The organism is Streptomyces sp. NPDC005784 (assembly GCF_042871525.1).
Taxonomy (GTDB): Bacteria; Actinomycetota; Actinomycetes; order Streptomycetales; family Streptomycetaceae; genus Streptomyces.
Window position 1 is genome coordinate 35,122 of record NZ_JBIAIQ010000011.1, and the last position, 14,976, is coordinate 50,097.

Annotated in this window: 15 protein-coding genes; 5 read left to right on the forward strand and 10 right to left on the reverse strand. The window is 71.2% G+C overall.

What is annotated here, in order from left to right; translation table 11 throughout:
- Window positions 1-22 precede the first annotated feature (22 nt).
- From ACFYR3_RS19490 to ACFYR3_RS19500, 3 genes are all read right to left on the reverse strand, one after another.
- Window positions 23-1,414, reverse strand: a complete 1,392-nt coding sequence (locus tag ACFYR3_RS19490; protein WP_389284008.1) for a DUF2637 domain-containing protein — start codon at window positions 1,412-1,414, stop codon at window positions 23-25.
- Between the two features lie 190 nt (window positions 1,415-1,604).
- Window positions 1,605-2,525 (reverse strand): DUF3558 family protein, encoded by a 921-nt coding sequence (locus ACFYR3_RS19495; protein WP_355840922.1) that lies wholly within the window; start codon window positions 2,523-2,525, stop codon window positions 1,605-1,607.
- Between the two features lie 146 nt (window positions 2,526-2,671).
- The gene (locus tag ACFYR3_RS19500) at window positions 2,672-3,532 is read right to left on the reverse strand and encodes a DUF3558 domain-containing protein (RefSeq protein ID WP_389284010.1); all 861 of its coding nucleotides are present in this window, start codon (window positions 3,530-3,532) and stop codon (window positions 2,672-2,674) included.
- 201 nt (window positions 3,533-3,733) lie between these two features.
- On the opposite strand from ACFYR3_RS19500, the gene ACFYR3_RS19505 reads away from it, so the two are divergent.
- Window positions 3,734-4,927 carry an RtcB family protein gene (locus ACFYR3_RS19505; RefSeq protein WP_355840918.1) on the forward strand — a complete coding sequence of 398 codons (1,194 nt, stop codon included), beginning with the start codon at window positions 3,734-3,736 and terminating at the stop codon, window positions 4,925-4,927.
- A gap of 107 nt (window positions 4,928-5,034) precedes the next feature.
- Here ACFYR3_RS19505 and ACFYR3_RS19510 read toward each other — a convergent pair whose 3' ends face one another.
- From ACFYR3_RS19510 to ACFYR3_RS19520, 3 genes are all read right to left on the reverse strand, one after another.
- Window positions 5,035-5,208, reverse strand: coding sequence for a hypothetical protein (locus ACFYR3_RS19510; RefSeq protein ID WP_355840916.1), 174 nt, complete (start codon window positions 5,206-5,208; stop codon window positions 5,035-5,037).
- Window positions 5,208-5,975 carry an SDR family NAD(P)-dependent oxidoreductase gene (locus ACFYR3_RS19515; RefSeq protein WP_355840914.1) on the reverse strand — a complete coding sequence of 256 codons (768 nt, stop codon included), beginning with the start codon at window positions 5,973-5,975 and terminating at the stop codon, window positions 5,208-5,210. Before ACFYR3_RS19515 ends, ACFYR3_RS19510 begins: the two co-directional genes overlap by 1 nt.
- A 171-nt stretch (window positions 5,976-6,146) precedes the next feature.
- The gene (locus tag ACFYR3_RS19520) at window positions 6,147-6,485 is read right to left on the reverse strand and encodes a YnfA family protein (protein ID WP_389284013.1); all 339 of its coding nucleotides are present in this window, start codon (window positions 6,483-6,485) and stop codon (window positions 6,147-6,149) included.
- A gap of 345 nt (window positions 6,486-6,830) precedes the next feature.
- On the opposite strand from ACFYR3_RS19520, the gene ACFYR3_RS19525 reads away from it, so the two are divergent.
- A complete protein-coding gene (locus ACFYR3_RS19525) occupies window positions 6,831-7,334 on the forward strand; it encodes a MarR family winged helix-turn-helix transcriptional regulator (RefSeq protein ID WP_389284015.1) in 504 nt (167 codons plus the stop codon).
- On the opposite strand, the gene ACFYR3_RS19530 is transcribed toward ACFYR3_RS19525, so the two are convergent.
- Complete coding sequence (locus ACFYR3_RS19530) at window positions 7,307-7,720, reverse strand: helix-turn-helix domain-containing protein (protein WP_355840908.1); 414 nt, start codon at window positions 7,718-7,720, stop codon at window positions 7,307-7,309. The genes ACFYR3_RS19525 and ACFYR3_RS19530 overlap by 28 nt on opposite strands.
- A gap of 122 nt (window positions 7,721-7,842) precedes the next feature.
- On the opposite strand from ACFYR3_RS19530, the gene ACFYR3_RS19535 reads away from it, so the two are divergent.
- Complete coding sequence (locus ACFYR3_RS19535) at window positions 7,843-8,733, forward strand: NADP-dependent oxidoreductase (RefSeq protein ID WP_355840906.1); 891 nt, start codon at window positions 7,843-7,845, stop codon at window positions 8,731-8,733.
- Between the two features lie 574 nt (window positions 8,734-9,307).
- Here ACFYR3_RS19535 and ACFYR3_RS19540 read toward each other — a convergent pair.
- Window positions 9,308-10,726: an MFS transporter gene (locus ACFYR3_RS19540; RefSeq protein WP_389284018.1), complete on the reverse strand. Its 1,419-nt coding sequence runs from the start codon at window positions 10,724-10,726 to the stop codon at window positions 9,308-9,310.
- Between the two features lie 115 nt (window positions 10,727-10,841).
- On the opposite strand from ACFYR3_RS19540, the gene ACFYR3_RS19545 reads away from it, so the two are divergent.
- Window positions 10,842-11,933 carry an LLM class flavin-dependent oxidoreductase gene (locus ACFYR3_RS19545; protein WP_355840902.1) on the forward strand — a complete coding sequence of 364 codons (1,092 nt, stop codon included), beginning with the start codon at window positions 10,842-10,844 and terminating at the stop codon, window positions 11,931-11,933.
- Complete coding sequence (locus tag ACFYR3_RS19550) at window positions 11,930-12,622, forward strand: FMN reductase (protein ID WP_355840900.1); 693 nt, start codon at window positions 11,930-11,932, stop codon at window positions 12,620-12,622. The genes ACFYR3_RS19545 and ACFYR3_RS19550 overlap by 4 nt, the downstream gene beginning before the upstream one ends.
- A gap of 166 nt (window positions 12,623-12,788) precedes the next feature.
- On the opposite strand, the gene ACFYR3_RS19555 is transcribed toward ACFYR3_RS19550, so the two are convergent.
- Window positions 12,789-14,249: an ATP-binding protein gene (locus tag ACFYR3_RS19555; RefSeq protein WP_389284021.1), complete on the reverse strand. Its 1,461-nt coding sequence runs from the start codon at window positions 14,247-14,249 to the stop codon at window positions 12,789-12,791.
- The gene (locus ACFYR3_RS19560; RefSeq protein WP_355840896.1) at window positions 14,250-14,972 is read right to left on the reverse strand and encodes a response regulator transcription factor; all 723 of its coding nucleotides are present in this window, start codon (window positions 14,970-14,972) and stop codon (window positions 14,250-14,252) included.
- Window positions 14,973-14,976: the final 4 nt, after the last annotated feature.

Here is a 14,976-nt window from a genome sequence, read left to right on the forward strand (position 1 = left end):
CGCTCGCGCGCCGACGTGCCCGCTACGCGATGTGGTCCTCCTGGAGCTCCGCCGTGTGGCGATTGGTGAAGCGGTGGACCATGCGGTCGGCCTCGCGCTGCGGGAGCGTGAGGCGGTACGTCGCCTCCACGTCACCCCTGAACTGGCCAGCGGTCGGGTAGCTACCGTCTATCGACTTCTTGAAGACCAGGTAGTAGTCCTCCTCGGTCGGCTCCGCGCTGCCGCCCGAACCCATCCCGCGGGTACGTCCCGGGCCGGACGGGATCGGGAAGGTGCCGGTGTCCTCCGAAGAGGGCTCCGGGGCGGGCTCGGGTGCGGGGGTCGGCAGCGCCTCATACTGCTGCGCGAACCGCCGCTGCTCCTCGAACCTCTGCTGTTCCTCGAACCTTTGTTCTTCTTGGAACTGCTGCTGGGACCGGAACTGCTGCTGCGACTGGAACTGCTTTTGTTCCTGGAACTGTTGCTGTTCCTGGAACAGCTCGGCCTGCTGCTGCTCCGCGAACCACTCCCGGTACGCCGATTCCGGGTCGTAGTCGCCCTGGTACTCGATGGACTGGGGGTCCCGCGCCTGGAGCCACGGATTCTGCGGCTCGGCGTAGTCCGGCGACTCGGGGCGTTCGCTGTCCTCGGGAGCGGGGCGCTGCTCGACCGGCTGGAGCTGACGAGCCGCCGCGGGCTCGGGGGTGCGACCGCTCGTGGACGCGTCGGCCGGCGCCAGGGCGGGCGCCGGAGCCGGCGGCAGCAGCGCGGGCTCGATGCCAGCCGCCGCCAGACCCGCCGGGGCCGTCTCCGACAGGGGGATGCCGTAGCGCGCCAGGCGCAGCGGCATCAGGGACTCCACGGGGGCCTTGCGGCGCCAGGCGCGGCCGAAGCGGGAGTTCAGGCGGGCCTGGTAGACGAGACGTTCCTGCTCCAGCTTGATGACCTGCTCGTAGGAGCGCAGTTCCCACAGCTTCATCCGGCGCCACAGCAGGAACGTGGGGACCGGGGAGAGCAGCCAGCGGGTGAGGCGGACGCCCTCCATGTGCTTGTCGGCGGTGATGTCCGCTATTCGGCCGGTCGCGTGCCGGGCCGCCTCGACCGAGACCACGAACAGGACCGGGATGACGGCGTGCATGCCGACACCCAGCGGGTCCGGCCAGGCCGCCGCGCCGTTGAACGCGATCGTCGCCACCGTCAGCACCCACGCCGTCTGGCGCAGCAGGGGGAACGGGATGCGGATCCAGGTCAGCAGCAGGTCCAGAGCGAGCAGGACGCAGATACCGGCGTCGATGCCGATCGGGAACACGTACGAGAAGTTCCCGAAGCCCTTCTTGATCGCCAGCTCACGGACCGCCGCGTACGAGCCGGCGAAGCCGATTCCGGCGATGACGAGCGCCCCGGCGACGACCACGCCGATGAGAATTTTGTGCATCCGTGTCAGCTGTATGGGCGCGGCCACCTGTACTCCCCTCCCCTTGCGTGTTGTTGCGCGCAACAGAGTGGCACATGTGTGTGGCGTACGGATGCGCGGTATGGGTGGAGCCCGGTCCCCGAGAGAACCGGGCCCCCTCAACTGTCCTGCCGGAGCCGTGACTTGAGCCCCGGACCCGGTCGAAACCGGGTCAGTTCTTCGTTGTCGCCGACTGCGACGGCGAGGCGCTCCCGGAGCCCGCCTTGGCGGCGGTCTTGGACGTGCTCTTACTGGCGCTCTTGGACGGCGAGGCCGACGGAGCCTTGGAGGCGGACGGCGCCTTCGACGACGAGGAGGCCGGATCCGGCGAGGCCGTGCTCGCCGCGCCGCCGTCGCCGTTCGCGGCGGCCACCGCGGCCACCGCCTGCTTCGTGGCCTTCTCGGCGGCCTTCAGCAGGCCGGCCACGTCCGGGGTCTTCTCACCTGCGAGACCGGCACCGTTGTAGTCGACCGTGACGACCACGTTCTCCACGCGCGCCACGATCGTCTGCTGCTTGAAGGAGCCTTCCTTCTTCTTCAGGCCGTACCGCACGGCCGTCGCCTCGTCGCCCGTCCCGGCGACCTGCTCCGCCTTGGTGCCCAGCGCGCCCGTCACCGACTGCGCGCCGGCGACCTGCTTCTGGAAGTAATCGTGCGCCTGCTCGTTGCCCGTGCCGCGCGCGTCCGAATCGAAACGCAGCAGCGCCACGTTCAGCCAGCGGAACTGAGAGCCCTTGACCCCGTTGTTGTCGAGGCTGCTCCAGTTGCAGTTGCCGCGCTGTGCCGGTTCGTCCAACTTGCCCGACTTGCCCGCCTTGGAGCCCTTCGGGACCAGTTCGTCCAGTGTCTTCTTCGGCAGCACCGAGCACGGCTTGGGGAGCGTCGCGTACGCGGCGGGCTGGACGGCGGGGGCCGAAGAACTCGCCGGCACCGTCGCTCCCGGGGCCGCGCTCGCGCTCTTCTGCGCGTCGTCGCCGGAGCCGGAGTCCGAGGAACAGCCCGCGGCGACGAGCATCACCGGGACGGCTGCTGCGCTGACAAGGATGCGGGTGAGTCGCGGTTCTCGGCCTACTCGCTGTACTGGTCGGTGCATGGTTCCTTCACTCGTGGCGCTCGTGGTACGGCCGCACATGGGGCGTGCGACCGGTCGGGTCCGAGGGGCCACGGTACGCGGTGGGGCGCCTGGGCGGTTCCCGTTCGGGGGGTTTGCGCCCAGGTGCCCCAGGTGCCTTGAGGCCGCTAGCCGTTGAGCTTGTCGGCCAGCTTCCGGGCCAGTTTCCGCGCCCTGTCCTGCATTTCCTCGCTGTTCGGGGTGTTCGCGGAAGCCGTCGGCTGCTCGGCGTATTCGATCGTCACGATCACGTTCGACGTGCGGAACACCACAGTCACCGTGCGCTGCTGGGCCGTCGACGAGCCGGTGCTCAGCTTGTCGTCGATGAACGCCTCGTCGCCGAGGTCGTCGAGAACGCGCGGCTGGAGAGCGGCCGGGGTCTCCGAGGCGGACGCGGAGGCGGTGGGGGCGGAAGGGGCACCGGAGGCGGTGCCGTTGTCGCCGCCGGCACCGGTGTTGCCGTCGGCCGGGGCGGTGGCGCTGCCGCTCGGACTCGGACTGGCGTCGCCGGAAGCAGAGGCGGACGTGGACGTGGCCGGCTCCGGAAGGTCGGCCGCCGTCTGCTTGGCGCCGTAGAGCTCCTCGGCCTTGCTGTCGTCGCTCACCGCGTTGTCGTACGAGACCACGCGCTCGAAGTCGACGAAGAGGCGATCGGTGCCTGAGGCGGACTCCACCTTCCAGTTGCAGCCGTCGCGCCGGTCCGTGTCGTACGTGAGCGTGGCGTCGCCCTCGTACTCCTTCTCCTGCTGCGTCTCGTCGGTGATCTGCTGGATGCCGGGCAGCAGCGAGTCGAGCGTGTCGTGATCGGCCGCGCCGCACGCCTCCGGGAGGGTGCGGTACTTGCCCGGCTGGGCGGCCGGGGCCGTGGTGCCGGTGTCGCCGCCCTTGGAGTCCGGGGCCGAACTCCCCACGCCCGAACCGCCCGAGCAGCCCGCCAGCAATGCCGCGAGGAGCACGGCGGCGCCAGATACGTACGCCTTCCGCTGCACGGTCAGGCTCCTCTCGACGGTCCCGACGGCGCTTCGGCCCGGGTGTCCTGTGGTTATTGGGTTGCCGCACGGGGGCGACCCCTGGAGACAATGTGTATCGCACGCACGGCCGTGGACGCCGGTCCGTTGTCCCATACGTCGACCTAGGCGCCGGTTTTGCGATTTAAGACTTCTGTTGTTTTTCTGGGGATCGAGGACGATATGTCGTACGTAGAGGTGCCGGGGGCGAAGGTTCCCATCCGCATGTGGGCCGACCCGGCGTCGGTCGAGGACGTCGCACTCCGCCAGCTCCAGAACGTGGCGACCCTGCCCTGGATCAAGGGGCTCGCCGTCATGCCGGACGTCCACTACGGCAAGGGCGCGACGGTCGGCTCCGTCATCGCGATGCAGGACGCGGTGTGCCCGGCGGCGGTCGGCGTCGACATCGGTTGCGGAATGTCCGCGGTCAAGACCTCCCTCACCGCCAACGACCTGCCGGGCGACCTCTCGCGCCTCCGCTCGAAGATCGAGGAGGCGATCCCGGTGGGCCGCGGGATGCACGACTCCCCGGTCACCCCGGACGGCTTCCACGGACTGGCCACGGCCGGGTGGAACGACTTCTGGGGGCGGTTCGACGGGGTGGCCGAGGCGGTCAAGTTCCGTCAGGATCGGGCAGTCAAGCAGATGGGGACGCTCGGTGGGGGGAATCATTTTGTCGAGGTTTGCACGGATTCGACCGGTTCCATCTGGCTGATGCTGCACTCCGGGTCGCGGAACATCGGCAAGGAGCTGGCCGAGCACCACATCGGTGTCGCCCAAAAGCTCCCGCACAACCAGGGTCTGGTCGACCGTGACCTCGCCGTCTTCGTCGCGGACACACCCCAGATGGCGGCGTACCGCAATGACCTGTTCTGGGCCCAGGAGTACGCGAAGCACAACCGCACGCTCATGATGGCGCTCCTGAAGGACGTGGTCCGCAAGGAGTTCAAGAAGGCGAAGCCGACCTTCGAGCCGGAGGTCAGCTGCCATCACAACTACGTCAACATCGAGCGCTACGACGGCATGGACCTGCTCGTCACGCGCAAGGGAGCCATCAGCGCGCGGGCCGGAGAGTTCGGCATCATTCCGGGCTCGATGGGGACCGGGTCGTACATCGTGAAGGGCCTCGGCAACGAGATGTCCTTCAACTCGGCCTCGCACGGCGCGGGTCGGCGCATGAGCCGCAACGCGGCGAAGCGGCGCTTCTCGACGAAGGACCTGGAGGACCAGACGCAGGGCGTGGAGTGCCGCAAGGACTCCGGCGTCGTGGACGAGATCCCGGGCGCCTACAAGCCGATCGAGCAGGTCATCGAGCAGCAGCGCGACCTCGTGGAGGTCGTGGCGAAGCTGAAGCAGGTCGTCTGCGTGAAGGGCTGAAGCGCGCACGGACTGAACTGCCCGAAGGGTCCGAGCCGTTGACGGCTCGGACCCTTACGCGTGGGTGCTGACGAGCGGCGCCTGGGACCGCCCGCGGCTCCGGGCGCTCACTTCGCGTGCAGGACCGCGTAGATCATGACGAAGGCCACGATGTGGATGCCGAAGAGGAAGTACGCGAGGTAGTACCAGACGTAGCGTTCGCGCTTCTTCTCCAGGGCCAGGCGGGCCTGTTCGCCGTCCGGGGGAGTCGGCTGCTCCGGAGGTGACGCCGGGTCGGGCATCACAGCTCCCGGTGGATCTTCGTGTTGGACGCCTGGGCGCGGGGGCGGACGACGAGGAGGTCGATGTTCACGTGGCTGGGTCGGGTGACGGCCCACGTGATGGTGTCGGCGACGTCGTCGGCGCTGAGGGGCTGGGCGACGCCCGCGTAGACCTTGGCGGCCTTCTCGGCGTCGCCGCCGAAGCGGGTCAGGGCGAACTCGTCGGTCTTGACCATGCCGGGGGCGACCTCGATGACCCGTACGGGCGTTCCGACGATCTCCAGTCGCAGCGTCTCCGCGAGGACGTGCTCGGCGTACTTGGCGGCGACGTAGCCACCGCCGCCCTCGTACGTGCTGTGGCCCGCCGTGGAGGTGAGCACGACGACCGTGCCGTCGCCGCTGGCCGTCAGCGCTGGGAGGAGGGCCTGGGTGACGTTCAGGGTGCCGATGACGTTCGTCTCGTACATCTGGCGCCACTGGGCCGGGTCGCCCGTCGCGATGGGGTCGGCGCCGAGCGCGCCGCCGGCGTTGTTGACCAGCACGCCGATCGTCTTGAACGCCGTCGCGAACTCGTCGACCGCCGTGCGGTCCGTGACGTCCAGGGCGTACGCGGTCGCCTGGCCGCCCGCCGCGGTGATCTCCTCCGCCAGTGCCTCGATGCGGTCCTTGCGGCGGGCGGTGAGGACGACGCGGTAGCCCTCGGCGGCGAGCTGGCGGGCCGTCGCGGCGCCGATTCCGCTGCTTGCACCGGTGATGACGGCGATACGGGACGCGGCGGCGGGGGTCATACGGCTGCTCCTTGGCGGTGTGGCGGCGGTGGCTGCGATGTCTCCGGCAAGGATAGGCGGGACAGGTCGGCGGGGGACGGCGGTGTCCGGGCGGTGGATGGCCTTCGGCCGGGGGCGAGGGTGGGGGTGTCCGGGCGGTGGTGTGGTCGGCGGTGCGTCGCCGGTGGTGGGTCAGCTGCCGCCTCGGGGGGCGTACATGATCACGGCCGCTCCGGCCAGGCAGATCAGGGCGCCGGTGATGTCCCAGCGGTCGGGGCGGTAGCCGTCCGCGACGACGCCCCAGGCGAGGGAGCCGGCCACGAAGACTCCGCCGTACGCGGCGAGGACGCGGCCGAACGCGGCGTCCGGCTGGAGGGTGGCCACGAAGCCGTACACGCCGAGGGCCATCACGCCTGCTCCGATCCAGAGGGCACCTCGGTGCTCGCGCACGCCTTGCCAGACGAGCCAGGCGCCGCCGATCTCCAGGAGTGCGGCCAGGACGAACAGGAGAGCGGAGCGGGCGATCAACATGCGGTCACTGTGTCAGGACGCGGTCCGGCCGGTGGGTGGGTCGGGGCCGCGCCGGTACATCCGCCCGCATCCGAACGGATCTCAGCAGCGTTTCGAGGTGCGCGTGGGCGCTGATCCGTCCGGCCTGCGGGCATTTGATGTACCGGCACGTCCCCTTCCGTGCGTACCCCTTGCGGGTGCGAGATCCAGCCCCTCCGGCGTTTCAGGAGCGGGGTCTGGGGCGGAGCCCCAGGGGTGGGAAGGGGAGGGGCGGAGGGGCGCAAGAACGCTGGTGGGGCGCGGCGCCGGTCGAGGGGTTCGGGGCGTGCGGCGTACGATTTGGCTGGGCTGGTGGAAGGGGGCCGTATGGCCACGGCTGGGGAAGCGCGGGAGCGGCTGCTCGGGGAGCTGGCGGTCGTGTCGCGGCGGTACATGGCCTCGTACGCGCTGTTCAACCAGGCCCTCGCCGACCACGTCGGGCTGCATCCGACGGATGTGCAGTGTGTGAACCTGCTCAGCCTGGAGGCGGGGCCGGTGACCACCGGGCGGATCGCCGAGATGACGGGGCTGACGACCGGGTCGGCCACGCGGCTGGTGGATCGGCTGGAGAAGGCCGGCTATGTCGTGCGGGAGCGCGATGTGGTCGACCGGCGGCGCGTCCTGGTGGCGACCGTGCCCGAGAAGATCGCCGAGTTCGGGCGGATGTGGGAGCGGCTGGGCGGCGGTTGGTACGGCCTGTTCGACGGGCTCGACGACGCCGAGGTCGCCCTGATCATCGGGCACATGCGGCGCACGGTCGACTTCAGCGCCGAGCAGATCGCGCGCCTGCGGTCCGGGGACGTTCAGGAGGGCTCGGACGAGGCGTCGTAACGCTCGCGGGCTTCGGCGACCTCCTCGATGTGGTACTCGGCCCAGTCCTTGACGGCGGTGAGCAGGCAGCTCAAGTTCGTTCCCAGCGGCGTGAGTTCGTAGTCGACGCGGACCGGCACGGACGGGGTGACCGTGCGGGAGACGATGCCGTCGCGCTCCAGTGAACGCAGGGTCTGCGTCAGCATTTTGGGGCTGACACCGGCGATCTTGCGGCCGAGGCCGCTGTACCGCATCGGGCCGCCCGCGCCGGCGAGCGCGCTCACGATCAGGCTGACCCACTTGTCGCTGATGCGGTCCAGGAGCTGGTTGGTGGGGCAGTTCTTGAGGAACGCGTCGTACTCGACGCGGGCCTGCTGGCGCCGCTCGGCCGCCGTCGTGGTCGCCATGACGCACCTCCGGGTGACGTACGCACCTTCAGGTGCCTACTTACCAATGGATAGTAACTCTTCCTAGGGTTGTTGCAGCGGAAAAGAGACCCGTGAACGACCTACTGATGGGGTGAGCTGCTATGCGTGCTGCGGTGGTGACGGAGTTCGGCGGCCCGGAAGTTGTCGAGATCGTCGAGGTCGCCGTGCCGGAGCCGGGGGCCCGGCAGGTGCGGATCAAGGTGGCGGCCGCGGGGGTCAATCCCGTGGACGCCGGAGTGCGGGCGGGCGTCTTCGGGGGCGCGGGTCAGCGGCTGGGGCTCGGCTGGGACGTGGCCGGGGTCGTGGACGCGGCCGGGGCAACCTCGGGGTGGAACGTGGGCGACGAGGTGGTGGCGCTGGCGTACGGGCCGGTCAAGCCTCTCGGTACACACGCCGATCACGTGGTGGTCGACGCCGAGGCGGTGGCCGGGGCGCCCCGCTCGCTCGACGCGGTGCATGCGGCGAGCCTGCCGCTGAACGCCCTGGCAGCCGCCCAGGCCCTGGACGGGCTGGCCCTGGAGCCGGGGCGGAGTCTGCTGGTCACCGGGGCCGCGGGGGCGGTCGGCGGGTACGCCGTGCAGCTCGCCGCCCGGCTCGGCGTGCACGTGACCGCGCTGGCCAGGGAGGGCGACGAGGAGCTCGTACGGTCCCTGGGGGCGGACCGGTTCGTGTCGGACGGGGTGGCTCCGGGGAGCGTGGACGCGGTGCTGGACGCGGCGATCCTGGGCGCGGACGCGCTGGAGTGGGTGCGGGACGGGGGCGCCTTCATGGGGGTCATTCCGGGAGCCCATCCGGCGTCCGTGCGCGGGGTGCGGACCGGCGCGGTTGAGGTCGCCGCCGACGGGGCGCGGCTCGCGGAGCTGGTGGCGCTCGTCGACGCGGGGGCGCTGACGACCCGGGTCGCCGAGACGTACGCGCTCGACGAGGCCGTCAAGGCGCACGCGCGGCTTGCGCAGGGCGGACTGCGGGGCCGGCTGGTCCTCGTTCCCTAGTGGCCGGGGCTGGCCCGGCTGGCCCAGGTGGTGCAGGTGGTGCAGGTGGTGCAAGGGGACAAGGTGGCTCTTGCGGTCCGCGTGGCTCGGGTGGCTTTGGCGGCTCTGGCAGGCCTGGCGGCCCCAGCGGCCCCGGATGCTTTGGTGGTCCCAGCGGCTTCAGCGGCCTGGGTGGCCTGGCTGGGCCGGGTGGCCCGGGTGGCCCAGGTGGTGCAAGGGCACAAGGTGGCTCTGGCGGCCCGCGCGGCTCTCTGGCAGGCCCGGTGGCTCCAGCGTCCCGGATGCATTGGTGGTCCCCGCGGCTCTAGCGGCCCGGCAGGGCGGTGGCGAGGGCGGTCGTGCAGGCGGCGAGGGTCGAAAGACGGGGTCGGGGTGGCCCGGGTGGCCCGGCTGGCCCAGGTGGTGCAAGGACAAGGTGGCTCTGGCGGCCCGGGCGGCTCTGGCAGGCCCGGTGGCCCCAGCGGCCCCGGATGCCTTGGTGGTCCCCGCGGCTTCAGCCGCTTCAGCGGTCCCAGCAGCCACAGCAGTCCCAGTGACCCCAGCAGTCCCCAGAGTCCCCGCGGTCCCAACGGCCCTAGTGGTGCTGCTCCGGTGCCTTGAGTGGCAGCAGGCGTACGAGGGGGCAGCACAGGAGGGTGATGGCGGCCACGACGGCGAGGCTCACGGTGGTGGCGTGGGTCTCGCCGCCGTCGGTGCGGAAGTAGACGGTGGTGACGGCGGCTGCTCCGATCGCGTTGGCGAGCTGCTGGACCGCGCCCAGTGAGCCGCCCGCGCTGCCGGCCTCCTCGGGTGCGATGTCGCCGATGGTGACGTCGTAGAGCGAGCCGAAGCAGGCGCCCATGCCGAGGCCGATGACGAGCAGCGGGGGGACCAGGGCCCAGCTTCCGGTGTCCGTGCCGGAGACGGCGACCAGGGTCAGGAGGTGGGCCGTTCCGGCGAGCGTGACGAGGAAGCCGATGAGGACGAGGCGGCGGCCCAGGCGGGCGATCAGGCGGTAGCAGGCGATCGAGGCGATGACGATGCCCGCGGACAGGGGCATCAGGGCGAGCGCGGCAGCCGCGGGGGAGCGGCCGAGGCCCTGCTGGAGGAAGAGGGAGACGACGTAGAGGAGGCCGGCGACCGCGGCGAAGAAGACGACGCCGATGACCAGTCCCGAGGTGAAGCCGCGGTTGTGCAGGAGGGAGGGCCGGATCAGGGGGTTGGGCGCGGTGCGCTGGCGGTGGCAGAACGCCGCGAAGAGGGCGACGCCGGCGAGCAGGAGGAGGACGGGGAGCACGCTCCAGCCGTGGGCCGAGCCCTCGATGAGGCCGGTGAGCAGGGCGAGCATGGTGGCGCCGAGGAGGGCGGAACCGGGGATGTCGACGGTGGTCGTACGGTCGCCGGTGTCGCGGGGGAGCAGGCGGGCGGCGGCGAGGAGCGCGGCGCCGCCGAGGGCGATGTTGATGAGGAACATCGGGCGCCAGCCGAGGCCGGCGATGTCGGCGTCGATGAGGAGTCCGGCGAGGATCGGGCCGCCGACGGCGGACAGGCCCATCACCGGTCCGAACAGGCTGTACGCCTTGCCGATCTGGTCCCGGGGCCAGGTCGCGCCGAGGATGCCGAAGCCCTGCGGGATGACGAGCGCGCCGGAGGCGCCCTGGGCGAGGCGGGCGGCGACGAGGGTTCCCGGTGTCGGGGCGAGGCCGCAGGCGACGGAGGCGGCGGTGAAGCCGGCGAGGCCGGTCAGGAAGAGCCGGCGGCGGCCGTACTTGTCGCCGAGCCGTCCGCCGAGGACGAGCAGGACGCCGAGCGCGAGGGCGTAGGACGCGCCGAGCCACTGGATGAGGGCGGTGCCGCCGCCGAGGTCGTGGCTGATGGTCGGGGCGGCGATGTTCGTGATGGTGCCGTCGAGGAGGTCAAGGACGTCGGCGGCCAGGACGACGCCGAGGATCGCCCAGCGGGTGCGGGCGGGAGGGTGCGATGCTTCCTGTGTGTCGTGCAGTGTCTGTGTCACGCAGACAAATGTCGGGCATGGAGTGGGGTGCGGTCAAGGGGTAGCGGAATACCTGGGGCGGGATGGTGGTTCGAGGGTGTAGTTGAACAAGCAACAACTTGGAGGGTGAGCGACCATGCAGTTCGGGATCTTCAGCGTCGGCGATGTGACTCCGGACCCGACCACGGGCCGGGAGCCGAGCGAGCACGAGCGCATCAAGGCCATGGTCGCCATCGCGCTGAAGGCCGAGGAGGTCGGCCTCGACGTCTTCGCGACCGGCGAGCACCACAACCCGCCGTTCGTGCCGTCGTCCCCGACCACCATGCTCGGCTACATCGCGGCGCGCACCGAGAAGCTCGTGCTGTCCACGTCCACGACCCTGATCACCACCAACGACCCGGTGAAGATCGCCGAGGACTTCGCGATGCTCCAGCATCTCGCGGACGGCCGGGTCGACCTGATGATGGGCCGCGGCAACACCGGGCCCGTCTACCCGTGGTTCGGGCAGGACATCCGGCAGGGCGTCAACCTCGCCGTCGAGAACTACGCGCTGCTGCACCGGCTTTGGCGCGAGGACGTGGTGACGTGGGAGGGCAAGTTCCGTACGCCGCTGCAGTCGTTCACGGCGACGCCCCGCCCGCTGGACGGTGTCGCGCCGTTCGTCTGGCATGGCTCCATCCGCTCGCCGGAGATCGCCGAGCAAGCCGCGTACTACGGCGACGGCTTCTTCCACAACAACATCTTCTGGCCCGCCGACCACACCAAGAAGATGGTCGAGCTCTACCGCGAGCGGTACGCGCACTACGGGCACGGCACGGCCGAGCAGGCGATCGTCGGCCTCGGCGGCCAGGTCTTCATGCGGCCCAACTCGCAGGACGCAGTGCGGGAGTTCCGGCCGTACTTCGACAACGCGCCGGTCTACGGGCACGGGCCGTCGCTGGAGGACTTCACCGAGCAGACCCCGCTGACCGTCGGCTCGCCGCAGCAGGTCATCGAGAAGACGCTGGCGTTCCGCGAGTACGCCGGTGACTACCAGCGCCAGCTGTTCCTGATGGACCACGCCGGGCTGCCGCTCAAGACCGTCCTGGAGCAGCTCGACCTCCTCGGCGAGCAGGTCGTGCCGGTGCTGCGCGAGGAGTTCGCCAAGGGGCGGCCGGCCGAGGTGCCGGACGCGCCGACCCATGCGGCCCGGGTGGCCGCCGCCAAGGAGGAGGTGACCGCCGTATGAAGCTCGTCGTCGTCTCGGCGGGGCTGAGCGTTCCGTCGTCCACGCGGCTGCTGGCCGACCGGCTGGCGGCCGCGACCGCCGGCCGGGCGCCCGGCGCGGTGGACCTGCGGGTCGTCGAACTGCGCGACCTCGCCGTCGAGATCGCCCACAACTTCACCAACGGCTTCCCCGGGCGGGCGCTGTCCGCCGCGATCGACGACGTGACCTCCGCGGACGGGCTGATCGTCGTGACGCCGGTGTTCTCCGCGTCCTACAGCGGCCTGTTCAAGTCCTTCTTCGACGTGCTCGACAAGGACGCGCTGGCGGGCAAGCCGGTGCTGATCGCGGCGACCGGGGGGACCGGGCGGCACTCGCTCGTCCTCGAACACGCGCTGCGGCCGCTGTTCGCGTATCTGCGGGCGGTGATCGTGCCGACCGGGGTGTACGCGGCGTCGGAGGACTGGGGGGCGGAGGGGCTCGCCGAGCGGATCGAGCGGGCGGCGGGCGAACTCGCGGCCCTGATGACCGCCCTGACCGGCCCCTCGTCGTCCAGCGCATCGGCCTCGACTTCGGCTGCGGTCCCGGCTGTGGCCTCGACTTCGGCCCAGGAGGAGCCGGAGGCGGCTGTCCCTGCCCAGGGCGTGTCCGGGCGGGGGGACGGTTTCAACGTGGTCCCGTTCGAGGAGCGGCTCGCGGCGCTGCGGGTGTAGTGGGTGCAGGGGGTGGGGGGTGGAGGGTGAAGCGGTTTTCGCCCCTCCGCCCCTGCCCTGCCCGTACCTGGGGCTCCGCCCCGGACCCGCTCCTCAAACGCCGGAGGGGCTGAATATTGGCCCCGCGGTCGAAGGGTGGGCCGAGGGGCTGGATGTTCTGCCCGGTCTAGCTCTCCACCGTGAAGCCGATCACCGTGCCGCCGCCCTTCCTCGGGTAGGCGAACGGGGTGCCTCCGTGGGCTGTGGAGACCTCGCGGACGATCGAGAGGCCGAGGCCCGAACCGGGGAGGCTGCGGGCGTCGGCGGCGCGGTAGAAGCGGTCGAAGACGCGCACGAGGTCGTCGTCGCCGATGCCGGGGCCTCGGTCGAGCACCTCGACGCGGACCGGCCCGCGATGGCCGCCCGAGCTCGCGGCGACGCCGGAGTCAGCGGAGTGCCCGCCGCCGGACTGCGGGGCGGGGCCCGTCACCACGACCTCGATCGGAGCCGTTCCGCCGCGGTCGAACTTGGTGGCGTTCTCCACGAGGTTGGAGACCGCGCGCTGGAGGGCGCTCGGGCGGCCGTCGACCTCGGTGTCGCCGGTGGCCCGGACGGTGACGTCCCGGCCGGTTCGGCGGCGCGCGACGATCGCGACGTCCTCGGCGAGGTCGGCGAGGTCGAGTGGCCGCACGGGCTCGGTGTCCGACTGGCCGGCCGCGAGGGCGACCAGTTCGTTGACCAGGTCGGTCAGTTCCCGGGACTCCAGGGCCAGGTCGGCGACGATCTCCTCACGGGCGTCGGGCGGCAGTTCGTCGATCCGGCGGAGCATGGAGATGTTCGTACGCAGGGAGGTCAGCGGCGTACGGAGTTCGTGTCCGGCGTCCTGGACCAGGCGGCGCTGGTCCTCCTCGGACTGGGCGAGGCGGCCGAGCATCCGGTCGAAGGACCGGCCGAGCCGGGCCACTTCGTCGTACCCGGTGACCGGCACCTGGATGCCGAGACGACCCGTGCGCGCCACGTCCTCGGCGGCCCCGGCGAGCCGCACCAGGCGTCGGGTGATGCGCCGGGCCAGCCACCAGCCGAAGAGCCCGGCGGCGATCACGACGGCCCCGACGAGCAGCACGGTCCGCTGCTGGAGCTCCCGGAGCAGATCCTCCGTGTCGCTGAACTGCTGGGCGACCTGCACCGCGCCCCGTCCGCTGCCGAGCGCGACGGTCGCCAGCCGGTAGCGGTCGCCGGCCACGTTGACGTCCTTGTGCTGCTCCAGCCTGCCCGCCGTGCCGTCGTCGGCGATTGCCCGGTCGTGGCTGTCCACGGGCAGGGGCGGAACGCCCGGGTCGACGATCGCGCCCTTGGGCCCGAGCACCTGAACGTCGGTGCGGCTCGGCCGGATGATGTCGTCGAGGGGGCCGTCGTGGTCGGGGTCGGAGGACGCGAAGTCGTTCGTGTGCAGCGCGTGCTCACGCACCTGGTCGCGCAGGTCCTGCACCACTTCGGCGAAGACCGTCTGCTGGTCGACCCGTACCAGCCGGGCGGCGGCGTCGTAGCTCAGGAACCCGACCAGGACCGTGACGGCGGCGGCGACGGCCGCGAAGGAGACGGTGAAGGTGGTCCGCAGGGACGACACCTGCCGCAGCCGTCGTTGCACTCAGTCCTCCCTCAGGACGTACCCCACGCCCCGCACGGTGTGGATCAGCGCCGGTCCGCCGGGCTCGTCGAGCTTGCGCCGCAGATAGCCCACGTACACGGCGAGGTTCTTGGAGCCGGGGCCGAAGTCGTAGCCCCAGATCCGGTCGTAGATGGTGGAGTGGTCGAGGACGATGCCCGCGTTGCGGACGAGCAGTTCGAGGAGCTCGAACTCGGTCCGGGTCAGCTCCAGCTCGCGCTGTCCGCGCCAGGCCCGGCGCGCCTGGATGTCCATGCGCAGCCCGGCCGCGGAGATCTGCGCGCTGGACGTCTGGGGTTCCCGGGGCGCGGTCGTCGGTACGTCGTCGAAGGCGCCGTTCCCGGTGCGGCGCAGCAGGGCGCGGAGCCGGGCGAAGACCTCCTCGACGTCGAACGGCTTGACCACGTAGTCGTCGGCGCCCGCGTCGAGGCCGGCGATACGGTCGGCGGTCTCGACGAGCGCGGTGAGCATCAGGATCGGGGTGCGGTCGCCCTCGGCGCGCAGGACGCGGCACACCTGGAGGCCGTCGATGCCGGGCATCATGACGTCGAGGACGAGGACGTCCGGTGGGGTGCGGTGGGCCTGGGCCAGCGCTTCCACCCCGTCGGCCACGGCCGTCACCTGGTAGCCCTCCAGTGTCAGTGCCCTTTCCAGGGCATGGCGGATGGCGCGGTCGTCCTCGGCGAGCAGTACATTCTGGGGCACCCGA

What these genes read in the sequence shown, in the direction of transcription:
- ACFYR3_RS19490 (WP_389284008.1), bottom strand. Translation starts at nt 1,414, where the DNA reads ATGCACAAAATTCTCATCGGCGTGGTCGTCGCCGGGGCGCTCGTCATC.
- ACFYR3_RS19495 (WP_355840922.1), bottom strand. Translation starts at nt 2,525, where the DNA reads ATGCACCGACCAGTACAGCGAGTAGGCCGAGAACCGCGACTCACCCGC.
- ACFYR3_RS19505 (WP_355840918.1), top strand. Translation starts at nt 3,734, where the DNA reads ATGTCGTACGTAGAGGTGCCGGGGGCGAAGGTTCCCATCCGCATGTGG.
- ACFYR3_RS19510 (WP_355840916.1), bottom strand. Translation starts at nt 5,208, where the DNA reads ATGCCCGACCCGGCGTCACCTCCGGAGCAGCCGACTCCCCCGGACGGC.
- ACFYR3_RS19515 (WP_355840914.1), bottom strand. Translation starts at nt 5,975, where the DNA reads ATGACCCCCGCCGCCGCGTCCCGTATCGCCGTCATCACCGGTGCAAGC.
- ACFYR3_RS19520 (WP_389284013.1), bottom strand. Translation starts at nt 6,485, where the DNA reads ATGTTGATCGCCCGCTCCGCTCTCCTGTTCGTCCTGGCCGCACTCCTG.
- ACFYR3_RS19525 (WP_389284015.1), top strand. Translation starts at nt 6,831, where the DNA reads ATGGCCACGGCTGGGGAAGCGCGGGAGCGGCTGCTCGGGGAGCTGGCG.
- ACFYR3_RS19530 (WP_355840908.1), bottom strand. Translation starts at nt 7,720, where the DNA reads ATGGCGACCACGACGGCGGCCGAGCGGCGCCAGCAGGCCCGCGTCGAG.
- ACFYR3_RS19535 (WP_355840906.1), top strand. Translation starts at nt 7,843, where the DNA reads ATGCGTGCTGCGGTGGTGACGGAGTTCGGCGGCCCGGAAGTTGTCGAG.
- ACFYR3_RS19545 (WP_355840902.1), top strand. Translation starts at nt 10,842, where the DNA reads ATGCAGTTCGGGATCTTCAGCGTCGGCGATGTGACTCCGGACCCGACC.
- ACFYR3_RS19550 (WP_355840900.1), top strand. Translation starts at nt 11,930, where the DNA reads ATGAAGCTCGTCGTCGTCTCGGCGGGGCTGAGCGTTCCGTCGTCCACG.